General features: G+C 62.7%; 20 protein-coding genes and 1 pseudogene. 11 read left to right on the top strand and 10 right to left on the bottom strand.

Going from position 1 to position 26143, the window contains the following annotated elements; genetic code table 11:
• Positions 1-175: 175 nt before the first annotated feature.
• Complete coding sequence (locus tag KBA48_RS22915) at positions 176-415, top strand: hypothetical protein (RefSeq protein WP_292910738.1); 240 nt, start codon at positions 176-178, stop codon at positions 413-415.
• 325 nt (positions 416-740) lie between these two features.
• Here KBA48_RS22915 and KBA48_RS22920 read toward each other — a convergent pair whose 3' ends face one another.
• Positions 741-1538 (bottom strand): hypothetical protein, encoded by a 798-nt coding sequence (locus KBA48_RS22920; RefSeq protein WP_292910740.1) that lies wholly within the window; start codon positions 1536-1538, stop codon positions 741-743.
• A gap of 197 nt (positions 1539-1735) precedes the next feature.
• Entirely contained in the window at positions 1736-5026 is a 3291-nt protein-coding gene (locus KBA48_RS22925) for a hypothetical protein (protein WP_292910742.1), read from the bottom strand.
• Between KBA48_RS22925 and KBA48_RS22930 the strand changes: the two genes are divergently transcribed.
• On the top strand, positions 5025-5414 hold the full coding sequence (locus tag KBA48_RS22930) for a hypothetical protein (protein ID WP_292910744.1): 390 nt from the start codon (positions 5025-5027) through the stop codon (positions 5412-5414). The two genes, KBA48_RS22925 and KBA48_RS22930, sit on opposite strands and share 2 nt — an antisense overlap.
• A 64-nt stretch (positions 5415-5478) precedes the next feature.
• Here the strand turns inward: KBA48_RS22930 and KBA48_RS22935 are convergent, their stop codons facing one another.
• From KBA48_RS22935 to metH, 3 genes and pseudogenes are all read right to left on the bottom strand, one after another.
• The gene (locus KBA48_RS22935) at positions 5479-7011 is read right to left on the bottom strand and encodes a class I SAM-dependent DNA methyltransferase (protein ID WP_292910745.1); all 1533 of its coding nucleotides are present in this window, start codon (positions 7009-7011) and stop codon (positions 5479-5481) included.
• Entirely contained in the window at positions 7011-7889 is an 879-nt protein-coding gene (locus tag KBA48_RS22940; RefSeq protein WP_292910747.1) for a YafY family protein, read from the bottom strand. The genes KBA48_RS22935 and KBA48_RS22940 overlap by 1 nt, the downstream gene beginning before the upstream one ends.
• A gap of 825 nt (positions 7890-8714) precedes the next feature.
• Positions 8715-11372: pseudogene (gene metH, locus KBA48_RS22945) on the bottom strand (methionine synthase); the annotation flags it as partial.
• A 122-nt stretch (positions 11373-11494) separates the two neighbouring features.
• Between metH and KBA48_RS22950 the strand changes: the two are divergent.
• Entirely contained in the window at positions 11495-11755 is a 261-nt protein-coding gene (locus tag KBA48_RS22950; RefSeq protein WP_292910751.1) for a hypothetical protein, read from the top strand.
• Positions 11752-12183, top strand: coding sequence for a PIN domain-containing protein (locus KBA48_RS22955; protein ID WP_292910753.1), 432 nt, complete (start codon positions 11752-11754; stop codon positions 12181-12183). Before KBA48_RS22950 ends, KBA48_RS22955 begins: the two co-directional genes overlap by 4 nt.
• 12 nt (positions 12184-12195) lie before the next feature.
• Here KBA48_RS22955 and KBA48_RS22960 read toward each other — a convergent pair whose 3' ends face one another.
• Together KBA48_RS22960 and KBA48_RS22965 are read right to left on the bottom strand one after the other, a co-directional pair.
• A complete protein-coding gene (locus KBA48_RS22960) occupies positions 12196-13263 on the bottom strand; it encodes a homocysteine S-methyltransferase family protein (RefSeq protein ID WP_292910755.1) in 1068 nt (355 codons plus the stop codon).
• Positions 13264-13358: 95 nt separating this feature from the next.
• A complete protein-coding gene (locus tag KBA48_RS22965; RefSeq protein WP_292910757.1) occupies positions 13359-15542 on the bottom strand; it encodes a sensor histidine kinase in 2184 nt (727 codons plus the stop codon).
• A gap of 163 nt (positions 15543-15705) precedes the next feature.
• Here KBA48_RS22965 and KBA48_RS22970 point away from each other — a divergent pair, with 163 nt between their 5' ends.
• From KBA48_RS22970 to KBA48_RS22990, 5 genes are all read left to right on the top strand, one after another.
• The gene (locus KBA48_RS22970) at positions 15706-16236 is read left to right on the top strand and encodes a pentapeptide repeat-containing protein (protein ID WP_292910758.1); all 531 of its coding nucleotides are present in this window, start codon (positions 15706-15708) and stop codon (positions 16234-16236) included.
• A 209-nt stretch (positions 16237-16445) separates the two neighbouring features.
• Entirely contained in the window at positions 16446-16847 is a 402-nt protein-coding gene (locus tag KBA48_RS22975) for an STAS/SEC14 domain-containing protein (protein WP_292910759.1), read from the top strand.
• Positions 16848-16953: 106 nt separating this feature from the next.
• Positions 16954-18303, top strand: coding sequence for a histidine--tRNA ligase (gene hisS / locus KBA48_RS22980; RefSeq protein WP_292910761.1), 1350 nt, complete (start codon positions 16954-16956; stop codon positions 18301-18303).
• A 269-nt stretch (positions 18304-18572) separates the two neighbouring features.
• Complete coding sequence (locus KBA48_RS22985; RefSeq protein WP_292910763.1) at positions 18573-19343, top strand: DUF2807 domain-containing protein; 771 nt, start codon at positions 18573-18575, stop codon at positions 19341-19343.
• 114 nt (positions 19344-19457) lie between these two features.
• Entirely contained in the window at positions 19458-20249 is a 792-nt protein-coding gene (locus KBA48_RS22990; protein ID WP_292910765.1) for a hypothetical protein, read from the top strand.
• 17 nt (positions 20250-20266) lie between these two features.
• Here the strand turns inward: KBA48_RS22990 and KBA48_RS22995 are convergent, their stop codons facing one another.
• Positions 20267-21559 carry a hemolysin family protein gene (locus KBA48_RS22995; RefSeq protein ID WP_292910767.1) on the bottom strand — a complete coding sequence of 431 codons (1293 nt, stop codon included), beginning with the start codon at positions 21557-21559 and terminating at the stop codon, positions 20267-20269.
• 231 nt (positions 21560-21790) lie between these two features.
• Here KBA48_RS22995 and KBA48_RS23000 point away from each other — a divergent pair, with 231 nt between their 5' ends.
• Positions 21791-22888: an alkene reductase gene (locus tag KBA48_RS23000; RefSeq protein WP_292910769.1), complete on the top strand. Its 1098-nt coding sequence runs from the start codon at positions 21791-21793 to the stop codon at positions 22886-22888.
• A 79-nt stretch (positions 22889-22967) separates the two neighbouring features.
• On the opposite strand, the gene KBA48_RS23005 is transcribed toward KBA48_RS23000, so the two are convergent.
• Positions 22968-24479: an AMP nucleosidase gene (locus tag KBA48_RS23005; RefSeq protein WP_292910771.1), complete on the bottom strand. Its 1512-nt coding sequence runs from the start codon at positions 24477-24479 to the stop codon at positions 22968-22970.
• Positions 24480-24601: 122 nt separating this feature from the next.
• On the opposite strand from KBA48_RS23005, the gene KBA48_RS23010 reads away from it, so the two are divergent.
• A complete protein-coding gene (locus KBA48_RS23010; protein ID WP_292910773.1) occupies positions 24602-25069 on the top strand; it encodes a hypothetical protein in 468 nt (155 codons plus the stop codon).
• A 9-nt stretch (positions 25070-25078) separates the two neighbouring features.
• Here KBA48_RS23010 and ftsY read toward each other — a convergent pair whose 3' ends face one another.
• Complete coding sequence (gene ftsY / locus KBA48_RS23015) at positions 25079-26023, bottom strand: signal recognition particle-docking protein FtsY (RefSeq protein ID WP_292910775.1); 945 nt, start codon at positions 26021-26023, stop codon at positions 25079-25081.
• Between the last annotated feature and the right edge of the window lie 120 nt (positions 26024-26143).

Consider the following 26143-nt stretch of genomic DNA (forward strand, 5'->3'; position numbering starts at 1 on the left):
GTGCTGATCATGGCCACCAACATCACCCCCCTCACGCCGCTCCGGTGCGGCATCACCGAGACGGAGCTGTGCGGCTGGCTGGGTCAGGCCGCCCCCGGCGACCGCCTCGCCTACCACCGCGGCTTCCTCGCCCTCGATTGCATGCCGACGAACGGCCGGCTATCCGAGGGCAACCGTGGCGAGCTTCGTCGCCCATGGCGCCGCCATCATGGCGGCGCTGCTGAAGCTCGTCGCCTGGGGCACCACCAAGGTCGCTGTTATCGAGGGCCGGATTGGCACCCTGGAGCGCGCCGTCGACAACGACATCACCGGCCGCCGCGTGGTGGCGCAGATCGTCAACGACGTCGCCGTAATCAAGAGCGAGATCGCGGAGGTGCAGCATGTATTGCGCGAAGACGGACATCATGATGCATAATTAAATCTGCGCGCTCCCAAAATGTCTTATCTTCATTGAAGCGCTCATGCAAAATCGAACAAAACCCATTCGCTTTGTGACAATTTCAGGGAGAAATGGTTTCCTGCAATCTATTTCTACTCCACTATCGCAAAGGCTCGCAGTGATCAATCTTGCCCCCACCTGCAAGCACAGACTGCTACAGTTTTCTTGTGTCCGCGCTATGACGCGTGTGGCAAATATCAGAATGTGGATTGGCCCAGACAAGGCGGTCAACACGGCAGGCGTAAGGAAAATGCAGAAGGTCCGGGGGCTCAACTGAAAGGGATAAAGGGGACGCCAGAATTCAAGGGCGCAGCAGTTGGAGGACGTCATCTGGATCGACAGGTTGGAGGTGCGCAAGTGCATTGCGTGCACGTGTAAGCGTTTCCAGCCGCTGTAACTCAGGTCTGCTTAGTTGACTACGCAGTTGGAAACGGAGTGCGCCGAGTTCGATCTGATCGATCGAGGTGACGCCTAGACTGCGCAGGTGCTCGTCGATCCGCAACCGGCTCCGATATGTTGCCACGATCTCGAGCCGCCGGCCTTCGAGTGCCGGAAACAGCGCCGTCAACTGTGCTTTCCAGATTCGTTGATAAAGATCGCCTTTTCGTTGTGCGGCGAGAACGTCCAGCGGACAGGGCGGATCTGCCCCGACGATTGGCGTCTCGGTGCGACGCGAAAGCCAGCCGACCGGTTCGGCTAAGTCGTCGAGACCTGCCCGCACCAGCATTGCAGCAAGGTCAAGCCGCCAAGCACACAGTTCCACAGCTAGCATCACGGCGAGGTCGGCCGCCAAACCTTCGCGCGCCGCCGGCAGGTGTTCTTCCGCCCAGATCACGCGATCGCCGCGGCGCAGACCGGCCCGCCATATCTGGGGCAGCGCCTCGGCTGGGGCATCCAGCCCCTGCGGCGGATCAGCGACAAGCAACGCGGGACCCGCGCGCCCCGAAGCGCGGGCGGTCGCGAGACGCTTAAGGAACACCGACCACTCCTGCAAATCGTCCGGCCCGACTCCCGTAAGGAATATGATGACCAGTTCCTGATCGAGGACTGAATTGAGCAGCGCTTCGAGCGTCGGTGCGGTGCCCAAGGCGTCGGCCACGGCGGCGGCAGGTGACTGGCCCGCACTTGCGCGGAGCTCGACGGGGTGAAGCCGCAGATGCCCCCGCAGAGCCTCCACAACACCGGGTGGGCGGCTTGGGTCTGCGGGAAGCACGGCGAGCCCTCGGTCGAGCCGCCGTACCACGTCGTCAAGCCACCGACCAAGGCCTGGCAACGCCCACGGGTTCGGGTCCACAGTCATGCGGCGATCAGCTGTCCAAGCGGGGTCAGGATCGGTGCAGCGCCGGGTGTCCGACCTTGACGAAGCGTTCCGAGAACCGCAAGCCGTTCGAGTCTGGTCTCGGTCGCATCTGGGCAGAACGCGGCGAGTTCGTCTCGCGACGGGCTCTCGTCCTCTAGTTCGCGAATCGTTTTCAGGCACGCAAGATCCGCCTGATCGAGACCCAATGCTTCGGCATGAAGCGGCGTCTTCTCCGCCCAGGCGACTAGAAACTCGACACGGTCGGCGACCGGTCGGGCCGCCAGATTCTGGAGGTCACCTCGCAGCATCTCCAGACGGATCGGCGCTCCGCCCGTCGCGGCCATCAGCGCCGTGCGGGTTTGCGGATCATCCAGGGCCGGAGCGAGGCCCTCGTCGGCCAACCAGTGGCGCAGCATCGCCTCGGACCACGCACCGACATCGAAGACGATCATTCCTTCGACCGGTAAATCGCCAAGCGACCCGCACCAGATCGGCAGCACCTCGCCGCGCGCGACCTTAGGCTGTCGTGCAAGCTGCGCGGCGGAGGAGGATGACCAGTCGCCTTCAATTACAAGAACCGCAGGGGCTGTCTTGACCCTGTCAAGTGCGCGCCGCACCTGCGCGTCTTCGCCCTTCGTTCGGATATGGTCGCACTCAGGCAACCAGAGCTGCGCGGCAGCGAGAATGAGACCGGCGACATCGTCGCCCGCAACCGCCGTGGTGGAGCGTACCAGCCGTATACCGAAAACCCGCCGATCGAACAGTCGGTCGAGGTCTCGGTCAGAAAGTGGGGCACGCGTGGTGGGCATCTTGTGTCCGAGCAGCCGGAAGAAGAGCGCCGCGTCGTATGCCGGGTCGTCCTCACGTTCGTCGAGCCGAAGGAGAGCCTCCTCCAGCTCCTCTTGCCGTCCCAACATCTGTGCCACTTGGGCGTTGCGCAAGCCGTAGCGATTATCGGGAAACCGGTTAAGGATGCCGAGATCTACCAACTCCTCAAGGAGTTCTTCAAAATCCGTCATCGTTGGCTGCGCCAGGGCCTTCGGCCAGTATGTGACTTGGCGAATCTCGGCTGCTGTCAGTCCCTGTGCAAAGACCTGATTGTCGCCGCCAGTGGCATCCAGCCGGTGCAGCGCAATAGAGCGGGCAATGCAGTCGAAACGGACATCGAGGTTCAGGGTCAGTTGGAATCGATCGCGGATCTGGCTGGCAATGCGCTCGGCGGCGGCACCTTCGAACATGTTTTCTCGGTCGAGCTTCCAGCACGGTCCCTCTTCTCCCGCATACGGGCGCCGACCGAAGCTTTCCACGATCTGCCGGCCAAAGACCTGCACAAGGGATGGATAGTAGTTCATTCTTGCCAGCATGTCTGACGCCAGTCCCGGATTGGAATAGTCGAGACCAGCAGCGCGCATCGGCTCGACCGCAAGCCGCCGCAGGGCAGCGCGGTTTGCGGGGGTTTGATTCATCGGTCCGATGCAGATAGGCTCGCCAAGGTGCGGCAGCGGCGAATTGGGTGCCCGTGCCATCCGGCGGACATTGTGCAGACCCGCGAACACGGCTTTGAAGCGCCGTCCGGTCTTTTCCATGAGCCCCTTGATCGGCAAGAGATGGGGATAACCTGCGGCATGTTCCGCGCGCAGGAAGTTGTCAGCCTCGTCGAACATCACTAGGAGCCGTCGTGTCGGATCACGGTCGAGCCAAATCTCGATCGCAGCGATCAGGTTCTTGGGGTCGGGCGCGATCTCCTTAAAATCCTTGAACCGGCGCAGGTCATGTGCGAGCGACTGCCAGATGCCCTCGGTCGGCACGCCAGGTCCACCGATCGACCTGATGTCGAGATAGAGCGCCAACTCCCCGCGCTCAGGCCGGTGCCGTTCTCCGCGGATGTGGTTGAGAAGAACAGACTTACCCAACTGCCGACCACCGTAGATCAGGCAACCCTCTGCGTTGCGAGAGACGATCCGATCGATCTCGACTTCGCGACCGAAAAAGATCTCGGATGGAATCTGGCCCGGGCTAATTGTATACGGTTGCACCCAGGCAAAAGGCATTGCGCAATCAAAGAAAATTGATAAAGGGTCGTCGCTTTCAAGTCCGGCAAAGAGCAAAAGGGTCTCATCGAGAACTATAGCCGATCGCGCTTCTGACCTCATTTGGCGCGCAAGGCGGTGGCGATCTTTGACGGAGAGTCTGCTGAACAGCACTACGATCCAAGGCGCATCAGGGGCTTCGCTTCCGATCTGGCGCAAGATCTGGTCGATGGACACATCAGCGCGCGCTGCAAGCAGCTGATAGCGTCCCCCAGCGGCACTGCCAAAGGCTGGAGGAAGAAAGCCGTCTGCCCGACGCGGTACATCGCAGTTCATTGTCAACAGCCGCAGCCGTCCCGGTAACGCTTCTCGCCCCTCGAAAAGCCGCAGAAGCGGAGCCTCGAGCAGGTCGTGCAGGCGCGGCGCGACTGAGACTGCGGCCCGGCCATCGATAAGCACTCGCAGATCGTCGAGCTTCGCGGTCAGAATCAGACCCGCAGCCTCGGCAAGCATGCCCTCGCCTTCGGTCGATCCGCCGACGGTGGCCTCAAGCGCCTTGCGCACGGGGCCAAGCACGCGCCGAAGCCGCTCGCGGCTGTGATCCTGCGTTTGCCGCGCATCTTGACGACACGCCTCTAGCCAGTCGGAGAGGTGATCGCAGGCTTCCTGAATGCCGCGACAGAACCAATCAAGGGCCATGCCTTCGATCCGGTCACGCCGCGGCCGGCTGCTCCGCCGTTCGGCTTCCGAAACCAAAGTCTCCTGCGCACTCCGATTATGGGCGAGGCGATTAATCAAATCCCCAGCAAGAGCTTCCGCGTTCGCCGCACCGTCCAGTACAGCCTCCGCGACGCCGCCGATTTCATTCTCGGGGCGGAGCTCACGGTGGAAAATGAAATAGGTCGGTTGATGCATCGTCTTCCGGTGGCGCGCCTCAGCCAGCCAGTTGGCAAGGCGCTGACGTGCGGCCGGTTCAGCCGGCGGTGGACGGGTTCCAGCTAATTCTGCAAGTAGTCTGGCTGATAGGCGTACCTCATAGCCGAGGCCGGCAAGCCCCTCGATCAGCGGAGCCTCCGCCTCGAGCCCCGGATGGCCAAGGAGGTTTTCCAGATGTCCGCGAGCGCCGTGATCGGGGTCGAACAGCGCCGGGCGAATTAGCGCCGCAAAGGCAAGTCGCCCCGCTGCGACGGGGTCGGCCGCCTCGAGCAAAGCGGCTGCCAGCTCGGCTAGCGCACTGCTGCGCCTTGGGTCGGCCATGGGCGAGCAGTTCCTCCAGCGTGACCTTTACGGTTTTCTTGGCGTCGCTGTCCTCGTCGTCATCCGCATCCTCGTCCTCCAGCGCCGAGCGCAGCGTCTCGACCCAGCCGTCGACCAGTTCGGGGAACCCATTCTCGACGATGACGCGCAGCTCGTAGCGGATTTCGTCCCACCAGCCGGCGATGGAGCCCATGAGCGCATAGCGGTCGAGGCAGCCGACCGGCAGCATCGCCGGCTCGAAGCTGTCGAGCAGATCGCGACGCAGCGGCATGAGGCGCTTGCTCTCCGGCAGGTCCGCCAGCCCGGAACGTGCCGAGGACCACCAAGCATCGAAGTCGCTGACCATCTCGTCCCGCCGGGCAGCTATGCCGGCATCCGCTTCAATTAGCGTCCGGATATCGGAACGTTTCGCGATTTTTGCCGCGAACTCGACATACGCATCATCATGAAAATCAATTGCCATTGAATGCTTTCCCAATTTCAAATCCCTGCGCCTGGGCGCGCGGGCGGACAGCCTCGATCTCCCGTTTCGGGACCCCGCCATAAAGATGGGCGCGCACATCATGGGGCTCAGGCGGCGGGCTGCTATCGGCATACCGCCGGATGTTCAGGTTGCCAGCCTCGTCCTCAATGATCGCTTTGTTATCGACCACAGCCGCAAAGCCGGGGACGTTGGTGAAGGCATCATAGGCGCTGACAATCTTTTCTATGTGCTCGGGGTCGATGAAGTTCTGCGCCCGGCCTTCGCGGTATTCCCGGTCCGCGTTGATGAAGAGCACCTTGCCCTTGCGATCTTCCGGCTTGCCGCCGGGGTGGCGCATGACGAGGACGCAGGCCGGGATGCCCGTTCCATAGAAGAGGTTTTGCGGCAGGCCAATGACGGCCTCGATGCAGTCCTCTTTGAGCAGCCCGATCCTGATCTTCTTCTCTTCTCCGCCACGGAACAGGACGCCGTGCGGCATCACCACCGCCATCTTCCCGTTCTGCTTGAGGCTCGCCAGCATGTGCTGGGCGAACATGAGATCGGCTTTCTTGCCGGTTGTCGGGCACCAGCCGAAACGGAAACGGTCGCCGAACTGGATGCCGCGCTTGGTGTAGTTCTGACTGAACGGCGGATTGGCGATCACCCGGTCGAATCGCATCAGGCGGCCGTCCTCGATGTGCTTCGGTTCGAGGAGCGTGTCGCCGTTCCGAATGTCGGCGTCCGGGATGCCGTGCAGGAGCAGGTTCATCCGGCAGATCGCCCAGACGGCACCGTTATCTTCCTGGCCGTAGAGGCGCAGGCGCGGCCCGCCATGCTGCAGGGCATGCTCATTCCCCTGGTTCAGCATGCCGCCACTGCCGCAGGTGGGATCGTAGAGCGAAGTGCCTCCCTGCGGGTCGAGGATGCGGACCATCAGCTGTACGACGCCCCGGGGGGTGTAGAATTCGCCAGCCTTCTTGCCGGCGGAGTCCGCGAACTCGCTGATCAGGTACTCGTATGCGGCCCCCAGGAGGTCAGGAAACTCGAAGTCCTCATCCAGCAGGCGGTACTTGTTGAAGTGGCTGATCAGGCGGCGGAGTTTCTCGTCGGGGATCTCCGACTCGCCCATCTTCCGCGCGAAATTGATGTGCCCAAGGACGCCGTTCAGGGCTTGGTGATTCGCGTTCTCCAGTCCAGCCAAGGCTTTGTTCAGCTCATTGGCGACGTTAGAATGCACATCGTTGAGGAGGCGGTCCCACCGGGCAACCGGCGGGACAAAGAACGTTTTCTCGTAAGAGGACGGATGGTCAGCCCGCTGGAGCGCTTCCTGTTCAGTCCGCCCCTGCGCCTTCTGATCCTTCAAGATCTTGTCGCGCTGCTGATCGAACACGTCCGAGCAACGCTTCAGGAAGAGAATACCAAAAATATACTCCTTGAATTCCGACGCATCCATCTTGCCGCGAAGGATGTCGGCTGCTGCGAAAAGGTGGCGTTCAAGTTTCTCCAGGGTCAGCTTGGCCATTAGCCGTGCACTCCAAGGGCATGGTTGTCGCCGCCTGTCACGGCCTCACGATTCAAAAGCACGATCTGCTGATCCTGCGGGCGCCTTGCCACAGGATCGGTGTCCAAACCCAGCCGCTTGAGCGCGTAATAGAGCAGCGCTTTCCGCACAGGGATCTTGGCCCTACCGCTACACATTCCGTAATCGAGGGCGATGACTTTCTGCTGCGTGTCGGACAGCTCCGGGTGCGGCCCTATCTCCAAGGTTACCTGCTCGTTCCAGTCGGCATCCGTGTCAGGCCGCACCTCGCTTGGCCTAGTGCCGCGGGTCTCGATGATCCGCGAGAGCAGGAAGTCCTTGAAGCCTTGATCTGTGAGGCAGAATGCTCGGGTATGCCAGCGGAACCCGTCGAATCCGATCGCGTGTGGCGCGATCCAGCGCCAGCGAGGCTCGGGGCGGGAAAGCGACTGGTACTTGACCTCGACAGCCTGTGATCGCCGGATCGCGGCGATGACTGAACGTAGGGTCTTGGCATTGACGCCCCGCACAGGGGTCGGTGCGGCGTCGTAGGATGGGAACTGGCCAATCCACGCGTCAGCCCGGTCAAGAATGTCGTCGGCAACGGAGCGCAGCTGAGACAGGTAGCGGCTGGCGTCAGGCTTCAGGAACAGTGGCTCAAACTCACTGCCTCTGATGTAGGTCCGGGCGCTCTTGTCGTAGACCATGTTGTCCGGCGCCATTCCGATGTAGCGGTTCAAGTCGGTAGACGCTTGGTTCACCGAGACGCCGAACGCATCCATCAGATCGCCGCGATTCACATGCCCCTCCCAAAACAGGCGGAACTCAATGAACTCGAGCCGTCGCTCGATTCCCCATCGAAGATCCGATCTCTCCGTCATCAAGCGATGATCCTGTCATTGCACTGAGTACGCCCAGTTTCTGGGCCGTCACCGAGAGTACCCAATGCGGGAGAGACGCTCAACCGAATTTGGAGGGCACCATAATCGGTGGCGGGCTAGACGCCACGGATTTGGCGGAACGGTTGCAGCTGCGGTGGTCGAGCATAAAGCTGCTCGTCGCGACGGGGAAGACGGACGGTAGTCATTACGTCGAATAGATCAATACCTCGGTGTGGATTCGTCCATTTCCTGTGCGCCGAGGAAGAGAAAGCAGAATTAACGAACAGTATAGATGACGAAATGACTGTTCTTTTTTCGAAAATAATTATCGGTTAACATGCAATCAATTGTAATTAGGAGAAACCTGCGCCTAGCTGTGTCTCCCGTCTCTGACAGATTTGTGCAAGCCCATGCGAAGAGAGAGTTTGTCTCCAGGTGCTTTCCCTCCGCCAGCCGTCTTTTGAAGACGGTTCCGGATAAGTCGCAGACAGTCCGACATCATCAAAAAGGCCGGAAACCTCATGGGTTCTGGCCTTTTTGCTGTTCTGGCGGATCTGCGATGATGCGGACATCATCTCCCCCATGAGGAAGCTGGAACCGTCTCCGCATTGTCGGGCGTGGAGGTTGTGAGCGATGAGTGGGGGAGCGACGGGCGGCTGATCGGGGGCGATAGAATCGGCCCCGCGGTTGCGGTAATCGCTGGTCACTGAGGCGCCGCTGCGTCCCCGCCCCAGATCCCTGGGCTGGAGAACTGTCGGAAGGGTTGCGACAGGGTGCCGCAAGCCCTCCCAGGCCACAGTGTGGGGATCGGCGGGTAAGGGGCCTTTACGCCGCCGTCACCGCTGCCCGGTCGGCCGCGTCGGGATCATAGTTCAGGTTGGGGGCCAGCCAGCGTTCCATGTCGGACAGGCTCATGCCCTTGCGGGCGGCGTAGTCGGCCACCTGATCGCGTTCGATTTTGGCGACGCCGAAGTACTTCGCATCCGGATGGGCGAAGTACCAGCCGCTGACCGCTGCCGTCGGCATCATGGCGAAGCTTTCGGTCAGCGTGATGCCCGCGATGTTGGTGGCATCCAGCAGGCGGAAAAGCGTGGATTTTTCCGTGTGGTCGGGGCAGGCGGGGTAGCCGGGGGCGGGGCGGATGCCGCGATATTGTTCGGCGATCAACTGCTCGTTGGTCAGGGTCTCGCCGGCGGCGTAGCCCCAAAGCTCGGTGCGCACGCGTTCATGCAGGCGTTCGGCAAAGGCCTCTGCCAGACGGTCGCCCAGGGCCTTCAGCAGGATGGCGCTGTAATCATCGTGTGCCGCCTCAAACGCCTTGGCGCGTTCGTCCAGGCCAATGCCGGCGGTGCAGGCGAAGCCGCCGATCCAGTCGGCAATACCGCTGGATTTCGGTGCGATGTAATCGGCCAGCGAGAGGTTGGCGCGCTCCCGGCCCGGGTCGCGGGCCATCTGCTGGCGCAGCATGTGCAGGCGGTCCCGCACATTCGTGCGGGTATTGTCGGTGTAAAGCTCGATATCGTCGCCGACGCTGTTGGCGGGCCACAGGGCCACCACGGCGTTGGCGCGCAGCCATTTCTCGCCCACGATCCGCTGCAGCATGGATTGGGCATCGGCCCAGAGCGCGCGCGCACTCTCGCCCACCTTGGCATCTTCCAGGATGGCGGGGAAATTGCCGTGCAGTTCCCAGGCCTGGAAGAAGGGCTTCCAATCAATGCGGGAAACCAGTTCGGCCAGATCGTAATCGTCGAACACCGTCACGCCGGGCTGCAGCGGCTGCGGTGCCGCATAGCCGGCCCAGTCCAGCTTCAACGCGTTGGCCTGCGCCAGGGTGAAGGGCAGGCGGTTGCGGGTCAACTGGCTGGCGGCGTGCGCCTCCCGCATGGCGGCGTAATCGGCCTTGGTCTTGGCGGTATAGGCAGGGCCATTGGTGGGGTTCAGCAGGCTCTGCGCCACGCCGACGGCGCGGCTGGCATCCAGCACATGCACGACCGGGCCATCATAGTTGGGGTCGATCTTGACGGCGGTATGGACCTTGGACGTGGTGGCCCCGCCGATCAGCAGCGGCATCTTCATGCCCGTGCGCTGCATCTCGCGGGCCACGAACACCATCTCGTCCAGCGAGGGGGTGATCAGGCCGGACAGGCCGATGACGTTGCACTTGTGGGCCTTCGCCTCGTCCAGAATGCGGGCGCAGGGCACCATGACGCCCAGGTCCACCACCTCGAAATTATTGCACTGAAGCACCACGCCCACGATGTTCTTGCCGATATCATGGACGTCGCCCTTCACGGTGGCCATCAGGACGCGGCCGGCCGGTTCGGACTTGGCGCCGTCCTTTTCCGCCTCGATATAGGGCAGCAGCCAGGCCACGGCCTTTTTCATGACGCGGGCGGATTTCACCACCTGCGGCAGGAACATCTTGCCCGCACCGAACAGGTCGCCCACCACGTTCATGCCGTCCATCAGGGGGCCTTCGATGACGTGCAGGGGGCGTTCGGCCGCCAAGCGAGCCTCTTCCACATCGGTATCGATAAATTCATCGATGCCGTTGACAAGGGCGTGGGCCAGACGGTCCTTGACGGGCAGGCTGCGCCAGGACAGATCGGCGGCCTTCTTCTTTTCGCCGCCCTTATACTTGTCGGCCACTTCCAGCAGGCGGTCGGTGGCGTCGTCACGGCGGTTGAGGATCACATCCTCCACCCGCTCGCGCAGCTCCTCCGGGATGTCGTCATAGACGGGCAGTTCGCCGGCATTGACGATGCCCATGTCCATGCCTGCCGGGATGGCGTGGTAGAGGAACACGGAATGCATGGCCGCGCGGACGGTGTTGTTGCCGCGGAAGCTGAACGAGACGTTGGACAGGCCGCCGGAAATATGGGCACCGGGGCATTCGCGGCGGATGTCGCGCGTCGCCTCGATAAAATCGACGGCGTAGTTATTATGCTCCTCAATGCCGGTGGCGACGGCGAAGATGTTGGGGTCGAAGATGATGTCTTCGGGCGGGAAGCCGACCTTGTTCACCAGCACATCGTAGGAGCGCTTGCAGATTTCCAGCTTACGGGCGCGGGTGTCCGCCTGGCCCTTCTCGTCAAAGGCCATGACGACGACGGCGGCACCATAGCGGCGGATCTTCTTGGCCTGGGCAACGAACAGCTCCTCCCCCTCCTTCAGGGAGATGGAATTGACAATGGGCTTGCCCTGGACGTTTTTAAGCCCGGCCTCGATCACGCTCCATTTGGAGCTGTCAATCATCACGGGCACGCGGGCGATGTCGGGTTCAGAGGCGATCAGGCGCAGGAAACGGACCATCGCCGCCTCACTGTCCAGCATCGCCTCGTCCATGTTGACGTCGATCACCTGCGCGCCATTGGTCACCTGCTCGCGCGCGACATCCAGTGCCGCCTCATAGTTCCCGTCCAGGACCAGTTTCTTGAACTTGGCCGAGCCGGTGACGTTCGTGCGCTCGCCGATATTGATGAAGCTGGCGGTGCGGGGGGCGGTGGTCATGATCGGTCTCGGGGTTTTGGCGGGGGAGGGACTTGGGAGGCAGGGGGCGGTGTGCTATGTTTAGCGCATGAATGCCAAGTAAGTTGGGGGACGCGATGGATAACCACCTCGTCCTGGACCTGGAGCCCACACTACGCGAGCGGCTGGAGCAACGCGCCCGCCAAAATGGATTGACGCTTGAGCAGGAGGCGCAACGCCTGTTGTCGGCTGGCACCACAATCCTGCCAGATGACCCGTCTTTACCTGCCGGGCAGCGGATTGCCCGGCAATGTGCAGATTCCGGTGTTGGGTTCCTGGAGGGTGAGGTCGTTGAATTGCGGGGCGGCGGCCTGCTGATCCCGGATTTTGGCGAATGATTGTTCTGGATACCAACGTTCTGTCGGCCCTCATGGCGGCGAAACGCAATCCGGGAATCCTGGCCTGGGCGGACAGGTTCAGGGTAGAGGATTTCTGGACCACGACCATCACTATCTTCGTGCTGCGCCATGGCATCGAAAGAGTGAAGGACCCTGTGCGCCGGGCTGATTTGGACGCCATGTATAAACGCGTCATCTTGGCGATGACCGGCGACCGCCTGCTCTCGATTGACGAGGGGGCAGCCAACGCCGCTGCGGTACTCAAGGCCCGACGGGAGAAGGACGGCGTCGTACAGGAAATCCGGGATACGCTTATTGCCGGCATCAGCGTCGCCCATGGCGCGACGCTGGCCACGCGCAACGTCCGGCATTTCGCAAATGCGGGCGTCCCTCTGGTCGATCCCTGGGATGAGGCGGCGGACACCTGATCCGTCCCCGCCTTAAAACGCCGGCATGGTAAACGGTTCCAGGCCGGACAGGCGCATCTGCCGTTCCGGCTGGGCCGGTTCGCGGGGCGGGAGGCCCTTCACCGACTGGGCGATGGCGCGGATATGGTCGGGTGTGGAGCCGCAGCAGCCGCCCACGATGTTCACCAGCCCATCCTTAGCCCAACCCTGAAGGTCGGCCGCCATATGTTCGGGCTTTTCGTCATACTGGCCGAATTCGTTGGGCAGGCCGGCATTCGGGTAGGCCGACACAAAGACATCCGCGATGCGCGACAGTTCCTGGATATAGGGGCGCATCAGATCGGCGCCCAGCGCGCAGTTCAGGCCGATGCTGAACGGCTTCACATGGCGCAGGCTGTTCCAGAAAGCCTCCGTCGTCTGCCCCGACAGGGTGCGGCCCGACCGGTCGGTGATGGTGCCGGAGATCAGGACGGGGAGGTCCAGGCCCTTTTCCTCCAGCACTTCCTCAATCGCGAACAGGGCGGCCTTGGCGTTCAGCGTGTCGAAGACGGTTTCCACCATCAGAAGGTCGGCCCCGCCATCAATCAGGCCGGCCGTCTGTTCCTTATAGGCCAGACGCAACTCGTCGAAATCGACATTGCGGAAGCCGGGGTCGGTGACGACGGGGCTGATGCTGGCGGTGCGGTTGGTGGGGCCAAGGGCGCCGGCGACATAACGGGGCTGGCTGGGGTCGGCGGCCTCTGCCACGTCGGCGGCCTGCCGTGCCAGCTTGGCGCCTTCGAAATTCAGCTCATAGGCCAGCTTTTCCATGCCGTAATCGGCCAGGCTGATGCTGGTCGAATTGAAGGTGTTGGTTTCGATGATGTCGGCGCCGGCATCCAGATACTGAGCATGGATGTCATAGATGATCTTGGGCTGGGTCACCGACAGAAGGTCGTTATTGCCCTTCACGTCATGGCCCCAATCCTTGAACCGCTCACCCCGATAATCTTCTTCTTCCAGCTTGTGGCGCTGGATCATGGTGCCCATGGCGCCGTCGATCACCAGGATACGCTGGCGCGCGATGTCGCGCAGCCGGGACAGCCGTTCAGCCCTGGTCATCAAACCCTCCATCATCCAACAGCCGGGCGCGGTCACAGCACCCCTGTCAGCGGTTCTACCGCCGGGCCATCACTCATGCAAACATAAAGATATCTTTATGTGATGATGGCTGACATGCCCGCAGCGCCCAGGGCGGGGACAGGCGGCGGCGGTGTGTCGCTATCGGTGCGGACGGCACCGGGCAGCCGGACGGTCACGCGGGTGCCGCCGCCGGCCCGGTCCGCCACGTCCACGCTGCCGCCCAGCGGGCCGGCGACCAGCGTATAGACCATGTGCAGGCCCAGACCGGTGCGTCCATCCGCCCGGCCCGTGGTGGTGAAGGGCTCGAACAGGCGGGGGCGCACGGCTTCGTCCACGCCGACACCGTCATCCTCCACCACCAGTTCGATCTGCCCCGCGGGGGTGAGGCTGGCGGTCAAACGGATATGGCCCGGCCGCCCATCCGGGAAGGCATGGTCCATGCAGTTGGACAGAAGCTGGCCCAGCACCTGGGTCAGGGCCCCGCCATTGGTTTCCAGCACCAGACCGGGCCGGCTTTCCACGGTCAGGCTGATATGGGGCGCATCGGTCCGCACCTCCATCGCAGGGCGCAGTTCACCCAGCAGATCGTGCAGGTCCAGCCGGCGCAAGCTGTCGTCCGAGCGTTCGGTGGCGATCTGCTTGAAGCTTTGCACCACAGCGGCGGTGCGTTCCACGGTGGTGGTCAGCAGACTGGCCGCCTCCTTCACCTCCGCCAGGAAATCGGCCAGTTGCCGGCGGGTCATGGTTCCCGACGCCATGGCCGCCTCCGCTGCCTCCACCTGCTGTGCCAGGTGGGTGGCGGTGGTCAGGGCGGTGCCGACGGGGGTGTTGACCTCATGCGCGACACCGGCGACCAGCCGGCCCAGGCTGGCCAGCTTTTCCGACTGCACCAGACGGTCCTGCGCCAGTTGCAGCCGGTCGACGGTTTCTGACAGGTGCCGGGTGCGGTCGGCCACCTGATCCTCCAGCGCGCCGTTCAGGGCCGCCAGCCTTGCGTTGGACTGCTTGGCCTGATCCAGCATATGGCGTAGCCGGTCGATCAGCAGCGCCGCCTGCAGGAACAGCATGAAGCAATACCCCGCCTCCATGATGCCGGTAAAGCCGATCCGGTGGACCAGGGCCAGATTGGCGCAGGCCAGCACGGTCCAGGCGATGGCCATGGGCAGGGCCAGCGGCTGTCGCTGACGCGCGGCGGTCAATGTCGCGGCGAGCAGGGTCATCAAGGCCAGGATCAGGCCGATAGTGGCCGTCCAGGTCAGCAGCCAGGGGAATTGCAGGGTCCAGAGACTGGCCACCGGAACGGCCAGGATGAACAGGAAGGAAGGCCAGGCCAGACCCTTGCGCAAGGACCCCGGGAACAACAGGGCCGCACTGGCCAGACAGGACAGCCAGACGAAGGGGAACATCACATTGTTGAGGAAGCCCAGCAACTGCCCTGGCAGACTGTACAGAACCTCACTGCCCAGCGGCGTGTTGGAGGTTAGCTGCACCAGGGCAATGGCCACCGACATGACGGAAAAGACCAGACATTCCCGGTCACGGGGGCGCAGGACATAGAGGATCAGGTACAGAAGCCCGATCGACAGGCACACCGACAGGAAAGCCGCGCGCAGGGCCAGTTCCTGGTGCCAGTCCTCAAACATGCCATCGGCATCGCCCAGCAGCAGGGCACGCGGAATGCCGCCATAGCCGCCGAACGCCGCCACCTGGACCGTGATGTCCAGCACCCCATCGACGGGGGCAACGGCGGCAATGGCCTTCTGCCCGGCGCTGTCGGTGCGGTCCGCATCGGGGCCGACGGTGCCGGCATGGATGGCGCGTTCGCCATTGACCAGCACGTCCCAGGCCACGAACCGTTGATTATGGCGCATGGCCAGCGGCGGGGCATCCTTGGGCAACAGCACGCGCAGGTGATAGGTGCCGATGCCTTCTGAATGTAAGAGAGCACCATCCACACGCTGGTTCGTCCAGCGGCCGGGCACGCCCAGCAGGGCGGGAGGGGGCGTGGTACCGCCAGCGATTTCGACGGGAGAGACCAGACGGTCACGCCAGAACTGCCAGTCGCCTTCCAGGAAGATCTGCCCGTTATGGCGGAAATCCCACCCGCGCAGGTCCAGCACACCATCCACCGCCAATGGCCGCTGTGTCAGTGCTGCCGACAGTCCCGCCCAAAGTGTGGACAGGATCAAAGCCGCGACAAGAGGCGCCCAGAACCAGCGCATCATACCGGAATGGCCCAAATAACGCTGAACGGCCATATTTCCGCACTATCCCGCCTGAAAGGTTGCTCCGATCAACCTTGCGACAGACGGCGCGGCGTTGCAATCCGCACGTTTGCCATGCCTGCTTTCCGCGCGGCCCGGAATGATGTTTTTTCCTCTACCCGTTGCGCCGGGGCCGGTGGCTGCTTATTTTCATGGCATGAAAAATCCTGTTCGGCCGCACCGACAAATCCCCCGCCTCTCCCGCCGACTGACCGGCCTGTTTCTGGCGTTGATCGTCGCTGCCGGTGGCGCCCATGCCGCCTGTACCGATCCTGCGGCTGACGGGGTGAACTGGCGCCGATGTTATCTGGATGGGCGCGACCTGAAGAATGTGTCGCTGGACAAGGCCATGCTGCGCGAGGCGACGTTCCAGCGCAGCGATCTGAGCGGTGCCCGTATGACCGACGCCGATGCCTATCGCGCCAAGTTCCTGTCGGCCAGGCTGGACCGTGCGATTCTGGATGGCGCCCGGCTGATCGAAGCCGACCTGACCCGGGCCGAGATGATCGGGACCAGCCTGAAGGGGGCGGACCTGCGCAACGCCAAGCTGGTGGGGGCGGTCATGAAGGAGGCCGACCTGACGGGGGCTCGGCTGGAAGGGGCGGATCTGCGCAATGCTGATCTGTCGGGAGCGCGGTGGACCGATGGCCGGGTCTGCGGTGACGGGTCGTCGGGCCAGTGTCATTGAACACGTGTGGATTCAACAGACAGTAAATTCGCTGAATTTCCAAATATATGGAGTGGTAGTTTCTTCTTGGTTGGCGTGCATCTTATTAGGTGTTGATTTAATCTATTTTTGATAAAATTCAATATATTGATCTGTTGGCGTCTGTCACGATCAATTGACAATTCCGGTAGTGCAAGTCATGTTGCGCCGCACGTTGAAGGATGCGGTGAATGGGCGGCATGTTTTCCGTGGGACACGGTGTGGACCACATAACCATTGCCCTTAGTGAGGGTTTCCTGTGTTTCCAAGTGTCGGGAGAGGTGGCATCCGCCGACATTGAAACGGCCATTATTCTGGCTGTGGAGGCCGGCATGGTGCGGCCGGACAATCTTGTACTGGTGGATATCCGGAAATTCCGGGGTTCCATTGATTGGGGAATGATCCGCGACATGCGCCGCTATGCCCCTTGGGTCAATGCAAGCAGCGATGTCAAATGCGCCTATCTTGTGCCCGAAGGGTTCGGCAGCTTCGTCACCATTCTCTCCAGCTTCTACCCCGGTGCCCGGCATCGGGCGTTCCGGGATGAGACGTCGGCCCTGCGCTGGCTGACCTTGCGGCGCGATGCGGCCTGACAGGGTGGCGGGCATGCCCCCCCTGCCGCCGATGAGGCTGGCGGGAGAGGGCGGAGGTGGGTAAAAGTCTGGACAGATTGTTGAAATTCCGTCCGGAACCCATCCCATGGCCCTGATCACCCCCCGCACCCCCGCCGGCACCATGGAACTGCTGCCGCGCCGGCAGATCGCGTTCCAGCGCATGCTGGACACGATCCGCCGCAATTACGAACGGTTCGGCTTCGTGCCCCTGGAGACGCCGGTGTTCGAGGTTGCGGATGTTCTCCTGTCCAAATCGGGCGGGGAGACGGAGAAGCAGGTCTATTTCGTGCAGTCCACGGGCGCCATTGAACAGGGGCATAAGCCCGATCTGGCCATGCGCTTCGACCTGACGGTGCCCACCGCCCGCTATGTGGCGCAGTATGAGCGGGAACTTGCCTTCCCCTTCCGCCGGTACCAGATGCAGCGCGTCTATCGTGGCGAACGGGCGCAGAAGGGCCGCTACCGCGAATTCTATCAGTGCGACATCGATGTGATCGGCAAGGACAGCTTGCCCGTCGCCTATGACGCCGAAATGCCGGCCGTGATCTATTCGGTGTTCACGGAACTGAATGTCGGGCCGTTCCAGATCAACTTCAATAACCGCAAGATCCTGCTGGGCATGTTCGAGGCGCTGGGGGTTACCGATCCCGGCATCCGCATCCTGGTGCTGCGGCAGGTCGACAAGCTGGACAAGCTGTCGCGTGAGGACGTGCTGAAGCTGCTGACGGGCGAGGGGATCGCGCTATCGGCGGAACAGGCAACCAGCGTGCTGGACATGATCGGGTTCAGCGGGTCGTCGGTCGACACGCTGGCCCACCTGGACCGGCTGGGCCTGGACAATGCCCTGTTCAAGGAAGGGGTGGAGGAACTGCGCCAGGTGGTGGCCGCCCTGACCGCCTTCGGCGTGCCGGAGACGCATTGGCGCGTTAACCTGGCCATCGCCCGCGGCCTGGATTACTACACCGGCACCGTCTATGAGACGTTCCTGACCGATCACCGGTCGCTGGGGTCCGTCTGTTCCGGCGGGCGCTATGAGAATCTGGCCGGGCTTTATACGAAGTCCAAGCTGCCGGGCGTCGGCATCTCCATCGGCCTGACGCGCCTGTTCTATGCGCTGGAACAGGCGGGCATCGTCAAGGATGGGGAGAGCAGCGTGCAGGTGCTGGTGACGCAGTTCGACCCGTCGCTGCTGACCGACTACCTGTCCATCGGGGCCGAACTGCGCGCCGGTGGGGTGAACACGGAGATCTATCTGTCACCCGACAAGCCGGCCAAGCAGTTCAAATATGCCGACAAGGCCGGCATCCGCTATGCCGTGATCGTCGGCGGGGATGAGAAGGCCAAGGGCGAAGTCCTGGTGAAGGATATGGTCGCCGGCACCCAGGTGGCCGTGACGCGGGACGCGTTGGTCGCGTGGTTCACCAATAAGGAATAGGAAGAAATCTGAACAGTGTTTACGTCGTTCGGGTCGCGTTAACGTGCCTGTCACCCCGGCTTTCGCCCATGCGCTGACGCCGGGGGGACGATAGAGGGTTTGCTGGATCATCGCGCTTTCAGCCACCCAACATCGCCGTTCCCGCCACTTCATCGCCATAATCCACACGGCATTCCTGACGACCCCACGGAAATCCGCCAGTTTCCCGCTTGGCACGGGGGTTGCTCTATCCCTGGTCAGAAACAACCGATGCAATCGGAGCTGACCAGATGTTGCTGAAACCCTTCCTGCTTGCCACCGCCCTGACCCTGACCACCCTGCCGGCACTGGCCTTCGGACCCCAGGATTATGCCGCCAAGGAAGTCACCGTGAAGGGTGTCGTGGGGCGCCTGTCGGTCAAGGTGGATAGTGGTGCGTCCAAGGTTACCGCCAGTGTCACCGGGCCGGAACGCTGGTTGGCACTGGTGGAGGTGCGGCAGGAGGGCAGCGATCTGGTCATCAGCCAGAAGGACAGCGGCCGCAACTGGCGCAAGAACGGCAGGGAGGATTGGATCGATGTCCAGGTCACCGTGCCCGTCGGCACAAGGCTGGAGATCGACGAATTCGCCGGCGAGGGGACCGTTGGCGACCTGCGCGGCGCTTTCTCCGTCGATGGCATGAATTCCGGCAAATTGTCGGTCGGCCATGTCAGCACGGCCAGCGTCGGCATCGACGGGTCGGGTGACGTCGTGCTGGGCGATGTCGATCGCGATGTCAATCTGGAGATCAATGGCTCCGGTTCCATCAGCACGGGCCGCACCGCCGGCAACACGGCTCTGGAGATCAATGGGTCGGGTGAGATCACGCTGGCCCATGCCAACGGCCCCATCAATGCCGAGATCAACGGGTCCGGCGACATCCGCATCAAGTCCGGCGTCGCCGACCCGCTGGCGGTGGAGATCAACGGGTCCGGCTCGCTGCTGCTGGACGGCGTTGCCCGTAACCAGAGCGTCGAACAGTCCGGTTCCGGCAGTGTGAAGGTCACGGGCCGGGCCGGCTGACACCGCCTTCGCTCACCCAGCCTTAAAAAACCCATTTTGACGACCCCGCCCATGCCGGGCGGGGAACGGCATCATCTTGCCTGAACGATCCGGGGCCACGGGGGGCCTTTCATCATGCGCAAACTCACATCCATGCTTTTCGCCACCATCGCTCTTGGCGCCCTGACGGGGGCCGCACAGGCGGAAACATCCGGACCGCAGCGTTTCGATGGATCGAGGCTGATCGTCCGTGATGTGATCGGGGATGTGAAGGTGACCGTCGATCCCTCCGCCAAGGGCATGACCGTCACCATCGATGCAGATCCCGCTGAGTTCCCGCTGCTATCGGCGCGGGCCGGCGAGGGTGGTGTTGTGGTTGCGCGATCGCGTCCGGCGGAAAAGAAGCGTGACTGGAATGTGGACGATCATGATGTCGTCATCACCATCACCCTGCCCAAGGGGGCGTCCATTCATGTCGATGACATGATCGGCAAGCTGGACGTGGGGGACCTGGATGGTGCGCTGACGGCGGATATACGCTCGGCGGCGGACATCAACACCGGCCGGCTGACCAGCGCCCGCATCGATGTGGCGGGTGCCGCCGGCATCCATATCGGCGATATCGCCGGCAAGCTGGACCTGAACATCGCCGGGGCCGGCGATATCGATATCGGAACCGTGCGACAGGGCACCGATATCAGCATCGCCGGGTTCGGCAATGTCGATGTCGCCGGCGTCAAGGGCCCGGTTTCCGTGCGGGTCGGTGGCGTCGGCGATGTTGATCTCAATAACGGGGACGTCGATATGCTGGATATTTCCGTCTCCGGCCTGGGCTCCGTTGCCTTCAACGGGGAGGCCAGGGACCGGCGGATCAACACCTCCGGCCTGTCCAGCGTAAAGGTGAACGGCAAGAAGGTTTCGGGGTGAGGTGACCCCGTTTCCGTTCACCCTTCCGGGGTGGGCATCACCAGGACCTTGTCGATGCGGCGGCCATCCATGTCGACAACTTCGAAACGATAGCCGTCATGATCGGCATATTCGCCGGCGGTGGGAATGCGGCCCAGCTTGAACAACAGGAAACCGGCCAGCGTGTGATAGCCGCTATCCTCGTCGCGCAGGCTCTTCAGGCCCAGATGTGCCTCCACCTCTTCCACGGCCATCATGCCGTCGATCAGCAGGGAGCCATCCTCACGCCGGACGATGTCGCTGTCTTCGCCGCCATCGTCGGGCAGTTCGCCGGCAATGCCTTCCAGCACGTCGGTCAGGGTGGCAATGCCCTCCACCGTGCCATATTCGTCCACAACGATGGCCATCTGCTCACCGGACTGCTTGAACAGGTCCAGCAGACGCATCACTTCGGTGCCGTCATGCACGACCAGGGCGTCACGCACATCGGCGCGCAGGTCGAACGACCCGCCTTGCAACAGGCGGTGCAGCAGGTCCTTGGTGTGGATGACGCCGATCACATCGTCGAAATCACCGCGGCAGACCGGGAACCGGCTGTGCCTGGCTTCCCGGATCTCACGCTTGATATTGTCGGGTTCGTCGTCGATATCGAGCCACATCACCTCCGGCCGTGGGGTCATCAGCGACCGGACGGTACGGTCGGCCAGACGCATCACGCCCTCGATCATGCGTTTTTCGCCGGGATCAAAAACACCGCTGGCTGTGCCCTCGGCGATCAGGCTCTTGACCTCTTCTTCGGTCACCAACTGCTCTGCCTTTTCCGGCACGCGCAGCAGTTTCAGCATCGCTTCGGTGCTGGCGCCCAGCAGCCAGACGAACGGCGCGGTGACCCGCGACAGGTAGCGCATGATGGGCGCGGCGAAGCTGGCGATGGCCTCGGCATTGTTCAGCGCGATGCGCTTGGGCACCAGTTCGCCGGCGATCAGCGACAGGTAGGTGATTGTCATGACCACAATGACAATCGACAGCGTCTGACCATAGCCGGTCAGCATGGGAATGGCGTCCAGGAACGGGGCCAGCCGTTCGGCGAGGGTGGCACCGCCAACAGCACCGTTGATGACGCCGATCAGCGTGATGCCGATCTGCACCGTGGACAGGAAGCGGGAGGGGTCTTCCTGAAGGGCCAGCGCGGTTCTGGCGCCACGGCTTCCTTCCTCGGCCATCTGCTGGAGCCGGATTTTTCGGGCCGAGACAACGGCCATTTCCGACATGGCGAAGAACCCGTTCAACAGGATCAGGAACAGGACCGCGGCGAGTTCGAGCGAAACCATCTTCTCGGGATATGTGACGCGAGCCCGGAAGCGGCCCGCACCTCATCCTATCGCATCGCACGCGAAATGCGAGCAATCATCATTGCCTGTCACCGTTTCATAACGAAAACCCTGGTCGGTGACCGCCATCACTTGTCCGGATTGCGCCGTCGCCTACATCTGGGTCCATGAAATGGTGCGCTGCCGCACACGCTGGCTCGCGCCGCAACCTCGCTTCAGGGACCTTCCCAGATGAGTGAACAGAATCTTTTGTCGCCCATGCGTTTGGGTGATCTCAACCTGCCCAACCGCGTCATCATGGCGCCCATGACCCGGTCGCGCGCCGGCAAGGGCGATGTGGCCACGGCCTCGACCGCCAAATATTACGTGCAGCGGGCCAGCGCCGGCCTGCTGATCACCGAAGGCACGCAGATCACCCAGCAGGGTCAGGGCTATGCCTTCACCCCCGGCATCCATTCCCCCGAACAGGTGGCGGGTTGGAAGGGCGTGACAGAGGCCGTCCATGCCGCCGGCGGTCGAATCGCGGCCCAGCTCTGGCATGTCGGCCGCCTGTCGCACCGCGTGCTGCAGCCGGGCGGGGCGCTGCCCGTGGCACCGTCGGCGATCAAGCCCGACGGTCAGGCCTTCACACCGCAAGGCATGCTGGATTACGAAACGCCGCGCGCCCTGGAAACGGATGAGATCGCCGGCATCATCGCCGATTTCGCCAAGGCGGCGGAGAATGCCAAGGCCGCCGGGTTCGATGCGGTGGAACTACACGGGGCCAATGGCTACCTGATCGATCAGTTCATCCGCAGCGGTTCCAACCAGCGTACTGATCGCTATGGCGGGTCCGTGGAGAATCGCAACCGCTTCATGCTGGAAGTGGTGGCGGCGGTGACCGATGTGCTGGGCGGTGGCCGTGTCGGCATCCGTTTCAGCCCCAACGGCGCCTATCACAACATGTCGGACAGCGACCCGGCCGCCACGTTCGGTTATGCGGCGGAACAGTTGAACCGCTTCAACCTCGGCTTCCTGCATGTTATCGAACCGCTGGTCGATAATCACAATATGAGCCCGCCGCCCGGGGCGACCCGTGTTGCCGGGTTGCTGCGCCGCACCTTCAAGGGGCCATTCATTCTGAATGGCGGCATTACGCGTGAAGTGGGCGACCGGCTGATCGCGGAAGGGGCGGCGGACGCCATCGCCTTTGGCGTGCCCTACATCGCCAATCCCGATCTGGTTGAACGTTTCCGCCTGAACGCGCCCCTGGCCCAGGCCGACCGCGCCACCTTCTATGGCGGGGATGACAAGGGCTATGTGGATTATCCGGCGCTTGACGCCGCCTGACCCCGCCGGTCCAAGGCCCCCATCCCTGTAAGGCATGGGGGCCTTGTTGCAAGGCAAGGATGTCCTCAGGCCGATTTCATCACTGGAATGCCGCTTCGGCGAAGCTGCGCAGCTTGCGGCTATGCAGGCGTTCCAGGCCCGTATCGCGCATCATTTCCATGGCGCGCATGCCGATGGCCAGATGCTGGTCCACGCGGGCGCGGTAGAAATGGTTGGCCATGCCGGGCAGTTTGATTTCCCCGTGCAGCGGCTTGTCCGAAACGCAGAGCAGGGTGCCGTAGGGCACGCGGAAGCGGAAACCGTTGGCGGCCACCGTGGCCGATTCCATGTCCAGCGCGATGGCGCGTGACTGGCTGAACCGTTGCACCGGCTCGCTATGGTCGCGCAGTTCCCAGTTGCGGTTGTCGATGGTGGCCACGGTGCCCGTGCGCATGATCGATTTCAGTTCCCAGCCCTTCAGGCCGGTCACTTCCTCCACCGCATCCTCCAGCGCCACCTGCACCTCGGCCAGGGCCGGGACGGGGACCCAGGTGGGCAGATCGGCGTCCAGCACCTTGTCGTCACGGACATAGCCGTGGGCCAGCGCATAGTCGCCAAGCTTCTGCGTATCGCGCAGGCCGGCGCAGTGACCCAGCATCAGCCAGACATGCGGGCGCAAGACGGCGATATGGTCGCTGATCGTCTTGGCGTTGGACGGGCCGACGCCGATATTGACGATGGTGATGCCGTTGCCATCCTTGCGCTTCAGGTGATAGGCCGGCATCTGCGGCAGGCGGGCCACCTTCTGCCCCTGCGGTTCCTTGCCCTCGAACAGGGCCTGGTTCCAGGTGATATGGTCGCCCGGCTCGATGAAACATTCATACTGGCGGCGATAGGCCTGGGTCGCCGGGTCGTCCGACGGTTGCATGATCTCCAGCCCGCGACGCACGAACTCATCAATATAGAACTGATAGTTTGTGAACAGCACGTAGTTCTGGAAATGGTCGGGCTTCGTCGCCGTGTAATGCTTCAGCCGGTGCAGGCTGTAATCCACGCGCGGGGCCGTGAACAGGGCCAGTGGGCGGGGCGCTCCCGGTGGGGTGATGTGGGTGCCGTTGACGATGCTGTCATCCATATAGACCAGATCGGGCAGGTCGAAATAATCGCGCAACTGGTGAAGCCGCTCTGGCGTCAGGTCGCCTTCGACATGCATGCCCTCCGGAAAGGCGAACTGGATGGGGATGGGGCTGTCGCTGATCCCCACCTCCAGCGGCACACCATGGTTTTTCACCAGCAGCGAGAACTGGTGATGCAGATAATGGTCGAACAGGTCGGGGCGGGTGACGGTGGTGCGGAACGTGCCCATGCCATGAACGAAGCCATAGGCCAGCCGGCTGTCGATGCGGGGTTCGCTGTCGATGCGGACCTGAATAAACGGGTAGCAGGCGCGTACACGCCCGCCCAGATCCTCGCCACGGGCAAAAGCGGAAAACCGGTCACGCAGATAGTCAACGGCCTGATCATACAGCGCCCGGACACGGGCATACGCACCATCGGCGTCGGTGAAGCTTTCCACCGCCGGATCAAAGGACGAATTGTTGGATGAATTCACTGTGCAAGCTCCTATGAGTTTGCACTTCTTTATGCGCCAGGGAGGGGGTGGTTGGGAAGGGGGATTTTGCGAAGGTTCCGCGACTGGTATGCTGGGCGGAGGATCGGGACCATAGGTGCGGCATGGCCGAAAAATTGAACGGGCGAAAATTGGTGTTGTTCATTGTGCTGCCCGGCATAACGATAGCATTCTCTATCGCGCTTCTGACTTTCTTTTGGCGAAGCGATCTTTTGGCTCCGGTCCCACACTTGCGGCTTGGGCGGGAGATCAGCTTCTTTCTCCTGCTGGTCGCGACGGTCGTCGGTTGTTATTTCGGGTATCGTCCCGACCCGATAATGAAGCCGGTCTATCGCGAAGCTTTTCGCGTCGGTGGATTATTTGTCGGTGCTGTTGCCGTTACGCTGCTGTTCCCCGGCAGCTACCAATCGATTGAGTGGACGATCGTGCTGACCGTCCTGGAGAGCGTGGCTCTCCTGACTCTGTTGATGCGGGTAGGCCGATACATTAAGCGGGGGCCGAAATTGTTGCTGGCTGGGCTTTGGGTGTTGGTTACGCTCAACGGGGTCAGTGCCCTTACGCATGTTATATGAAGATATCGGTTACTCCAGCCCGACCAGCGCCCGTGTGAAGCCCCGCGCCTCGAACGGGCGCAGGTCGTAGACGCCTTCGCCGACGCCGATGGCATGCACGGGCAGCTTGAACCTTTCCGCCAGTGCCACCAGCACGCCGCCGCGCGCGGAGCCATCCAGCTTGGTCAGGACCAGGCCGTTGATGGCGACCATGTCCTTGAACACCTCGATCTGGCTGTGCGCGTTCTGGCCCGTGGTGGCGTCCAGGGTCAGCAGGGTGGTGTGGGGCGCCTCGGGGTTCAGCTTCTTGATGACGCGCACGATCTTGCGCAGCTCTTCCATCAGGCCGGCCTTGTTCTGCAACCGGCCCGCCGTATCGATCAGCAGCACATCGGCACCGGCCTTGGTCGCCTGCTCCACGGCGTCATAGGCGAGGCCCGCCGCATCGGCGCCGGTATCGCGGGACACGACCGGGCAGCCCGTGCGCTCACCCCAGATCTTCAACTGCGCCACGGCGGCGGCGCGGAACGTGTCTCCGGCGGCCAGCCAGACCGTCTTGCCCTCGTCCCGAAACTGGCGGGCCAGTTTGCCGATGGTCGTGGTCTTGCCGGTGCCGTTGACGCCGACCAGCAGGATGATGTGCGGCTTCCTCGACGGATCGATCACCAGCGGCTGGGCCACGGGCTCCACGATCTTCTGCAATTCGGTGGCGAGGTAATCCTTCACCTCTTCCGCCGACACTTCCTTGCCAAACCGCGTCTTGGCCAGGCCGGCGGTCAGCCGGGCCGCCGTGACAGGACCCAGATCGGCGCGGATCAGCAGCTCTTCCAGTTCCTCCAGCGCCTCGTCATCCAGCTTCTTCTTGGTGAAGATGCCGGTGATGCCCTCGGTCAGGCGGCTGGTGGATTTGGACAGGCCGTCCTTCAGGCGGGAGAACCAGCTTTTCTTTTCCGGCTTGTCCTCCAACTCCGGCATCACCTCCACCACGGGGGCTGGCACGGGCGGCGGTGGGGCAGGGGCTTCCTCGATCACCGCTTCCGGTTCAAGGGCCGCAGGTTCAACAAAGGCTTCCGCCTCGGCAACCGCCATCTCTTC

Origin of the sequence: Niveispirillum sp. (genome assembly GCF_017996735.1) — a bacterium.
Classification (GTDB): domain Bacteria; phylum Pseudomonadota; class Alphaproteobacteria; order Azospirillales; family Azospirillaceae; genus Niveispirillum.

Excerpts from the sequence above, each read along its gene's own strand:
- KBA48_RS22930 (WP_292910744.1), top strand. The coding sequence starts at position 5,025 with ATGGGCGAGCAGTTCCTCCAGCGTGACCTTTACGGTTTTCTTGGCGTC.
- KBA48_RS22925 (WP_292910742.1), bottom strand. The coding sequence starts at position 5,026 with ATGGCCGACCCAAGGCGCAGCAGTGCGCTAGCCGAGCTGGCAGCCGCT.
- KBA48_RS22935 (WP_292910745.1), bottom strand. The coding sequence starts at position 7,011 with ATGGCCAAGCTGACCCTGGAGAAACTTGAACGCCACCTTTTCGCAGCA.
- KBA48_RS22940 (WP_292910747.1), bottom strand. The coding sequence starts at position 7,889 with ATGACGGAGAGATCGGATCTTCGATGGGGAATCGAGCGACGGCTCGAG.
- KBA48_RS22950 (WP_292910751.1), top strand. The coding sequence starts at position 11,495 with ATGGATAACCACCTCGTCCTGGACCTGGAGCCCACACTACGCGAGCGG.
- KBA48_RS22955 (WP_292910753.1), top strand. The coding sequence starts at position 11,752 with ATGATTGTTCTGGATACCAACGTTCTGTCGGCCCTCATGGCGGCGAAA.
- KBA48_RS22960 (WP_292910755.1), bottom strand. The coding sequence starts at position 13,263 with ATGACCAGGGCTGAACGGCTGTCCCGGCTGCGCGACATCGCGCGCCAG.
- KBA48_RS22965 (WP_292910757.1), bottom strand. The coding sequence starts at position 15,542 with ATGGCCGTTCAGCGTTATTTGGGCCATTCCGGTATGATGCGCTGGTTC.
- KBA48_RS22970 (WP_292910758.1), top strand. The coding sequence starts at position 15,706 with ATGAAAAATCCTGTTCGGCCGCACCGACAAATCCCCCGCCTCTCCCGC.
- KBA48_RS22975 (WP_292910759.1), top strand. The coding sequence starts at position 16,446 with ATGGGCGGCATGTTTTCCGTGGGACACGGTGTGGACCACATAACCATT.
- hisS (WP_292910761.1), top strand. The coding sequence starts at position 16,954 with ATGGCCCTGATCACCCCCCGCACCCCCGCCGGCACCATGGAACTGCTG.
- KBA48_RS22985 (WP_292910763.1), top strand. The coding sequence starts at position 18,573 with ATGTTGCTGAAACCCTTCCTGCTTGCCACCGCCCTGACCCTGACCACC.
- KBA48_RS22990 (WP_292910765.1), top strand. The coding sequence starts at position 19,458 with ATGCGCAAACTCACATCCATGCTTTTCGCCACCATCGCTCTTGGCGCC.
- KBA48_RS22995 (WP_292910767.1), bottom strand. The coding sequence starts at position 21,559 with ATGGTTTCGCTCGAACTCGCCGCGGTCCTGTTCCTGATCCTGTTGAAC.
- KBA48_RS23000 (WP_292910769.1), top strand. The coding sequence starts at position 21,791 with ATGAGTGAACAGAATCTTTTGTCGCCCATGCGTTTGGGTGATCTCAAC.
- KBA48_RS23010 (WP_292910773.1), top strand. The coding sequence starts at position 24,602 with ATGGCCGAAAAATTGAACGGGCGAAAATTGGTGTTGTTCATTGTGCTG.
- ftsY (WP_292910775.1), bottom strand. The coding sequence starts at position 26,023 with ATGCCGGAGTTGGAGGACAAGCCGGAAAAGAAAAGCTGGTTCTCCCGC.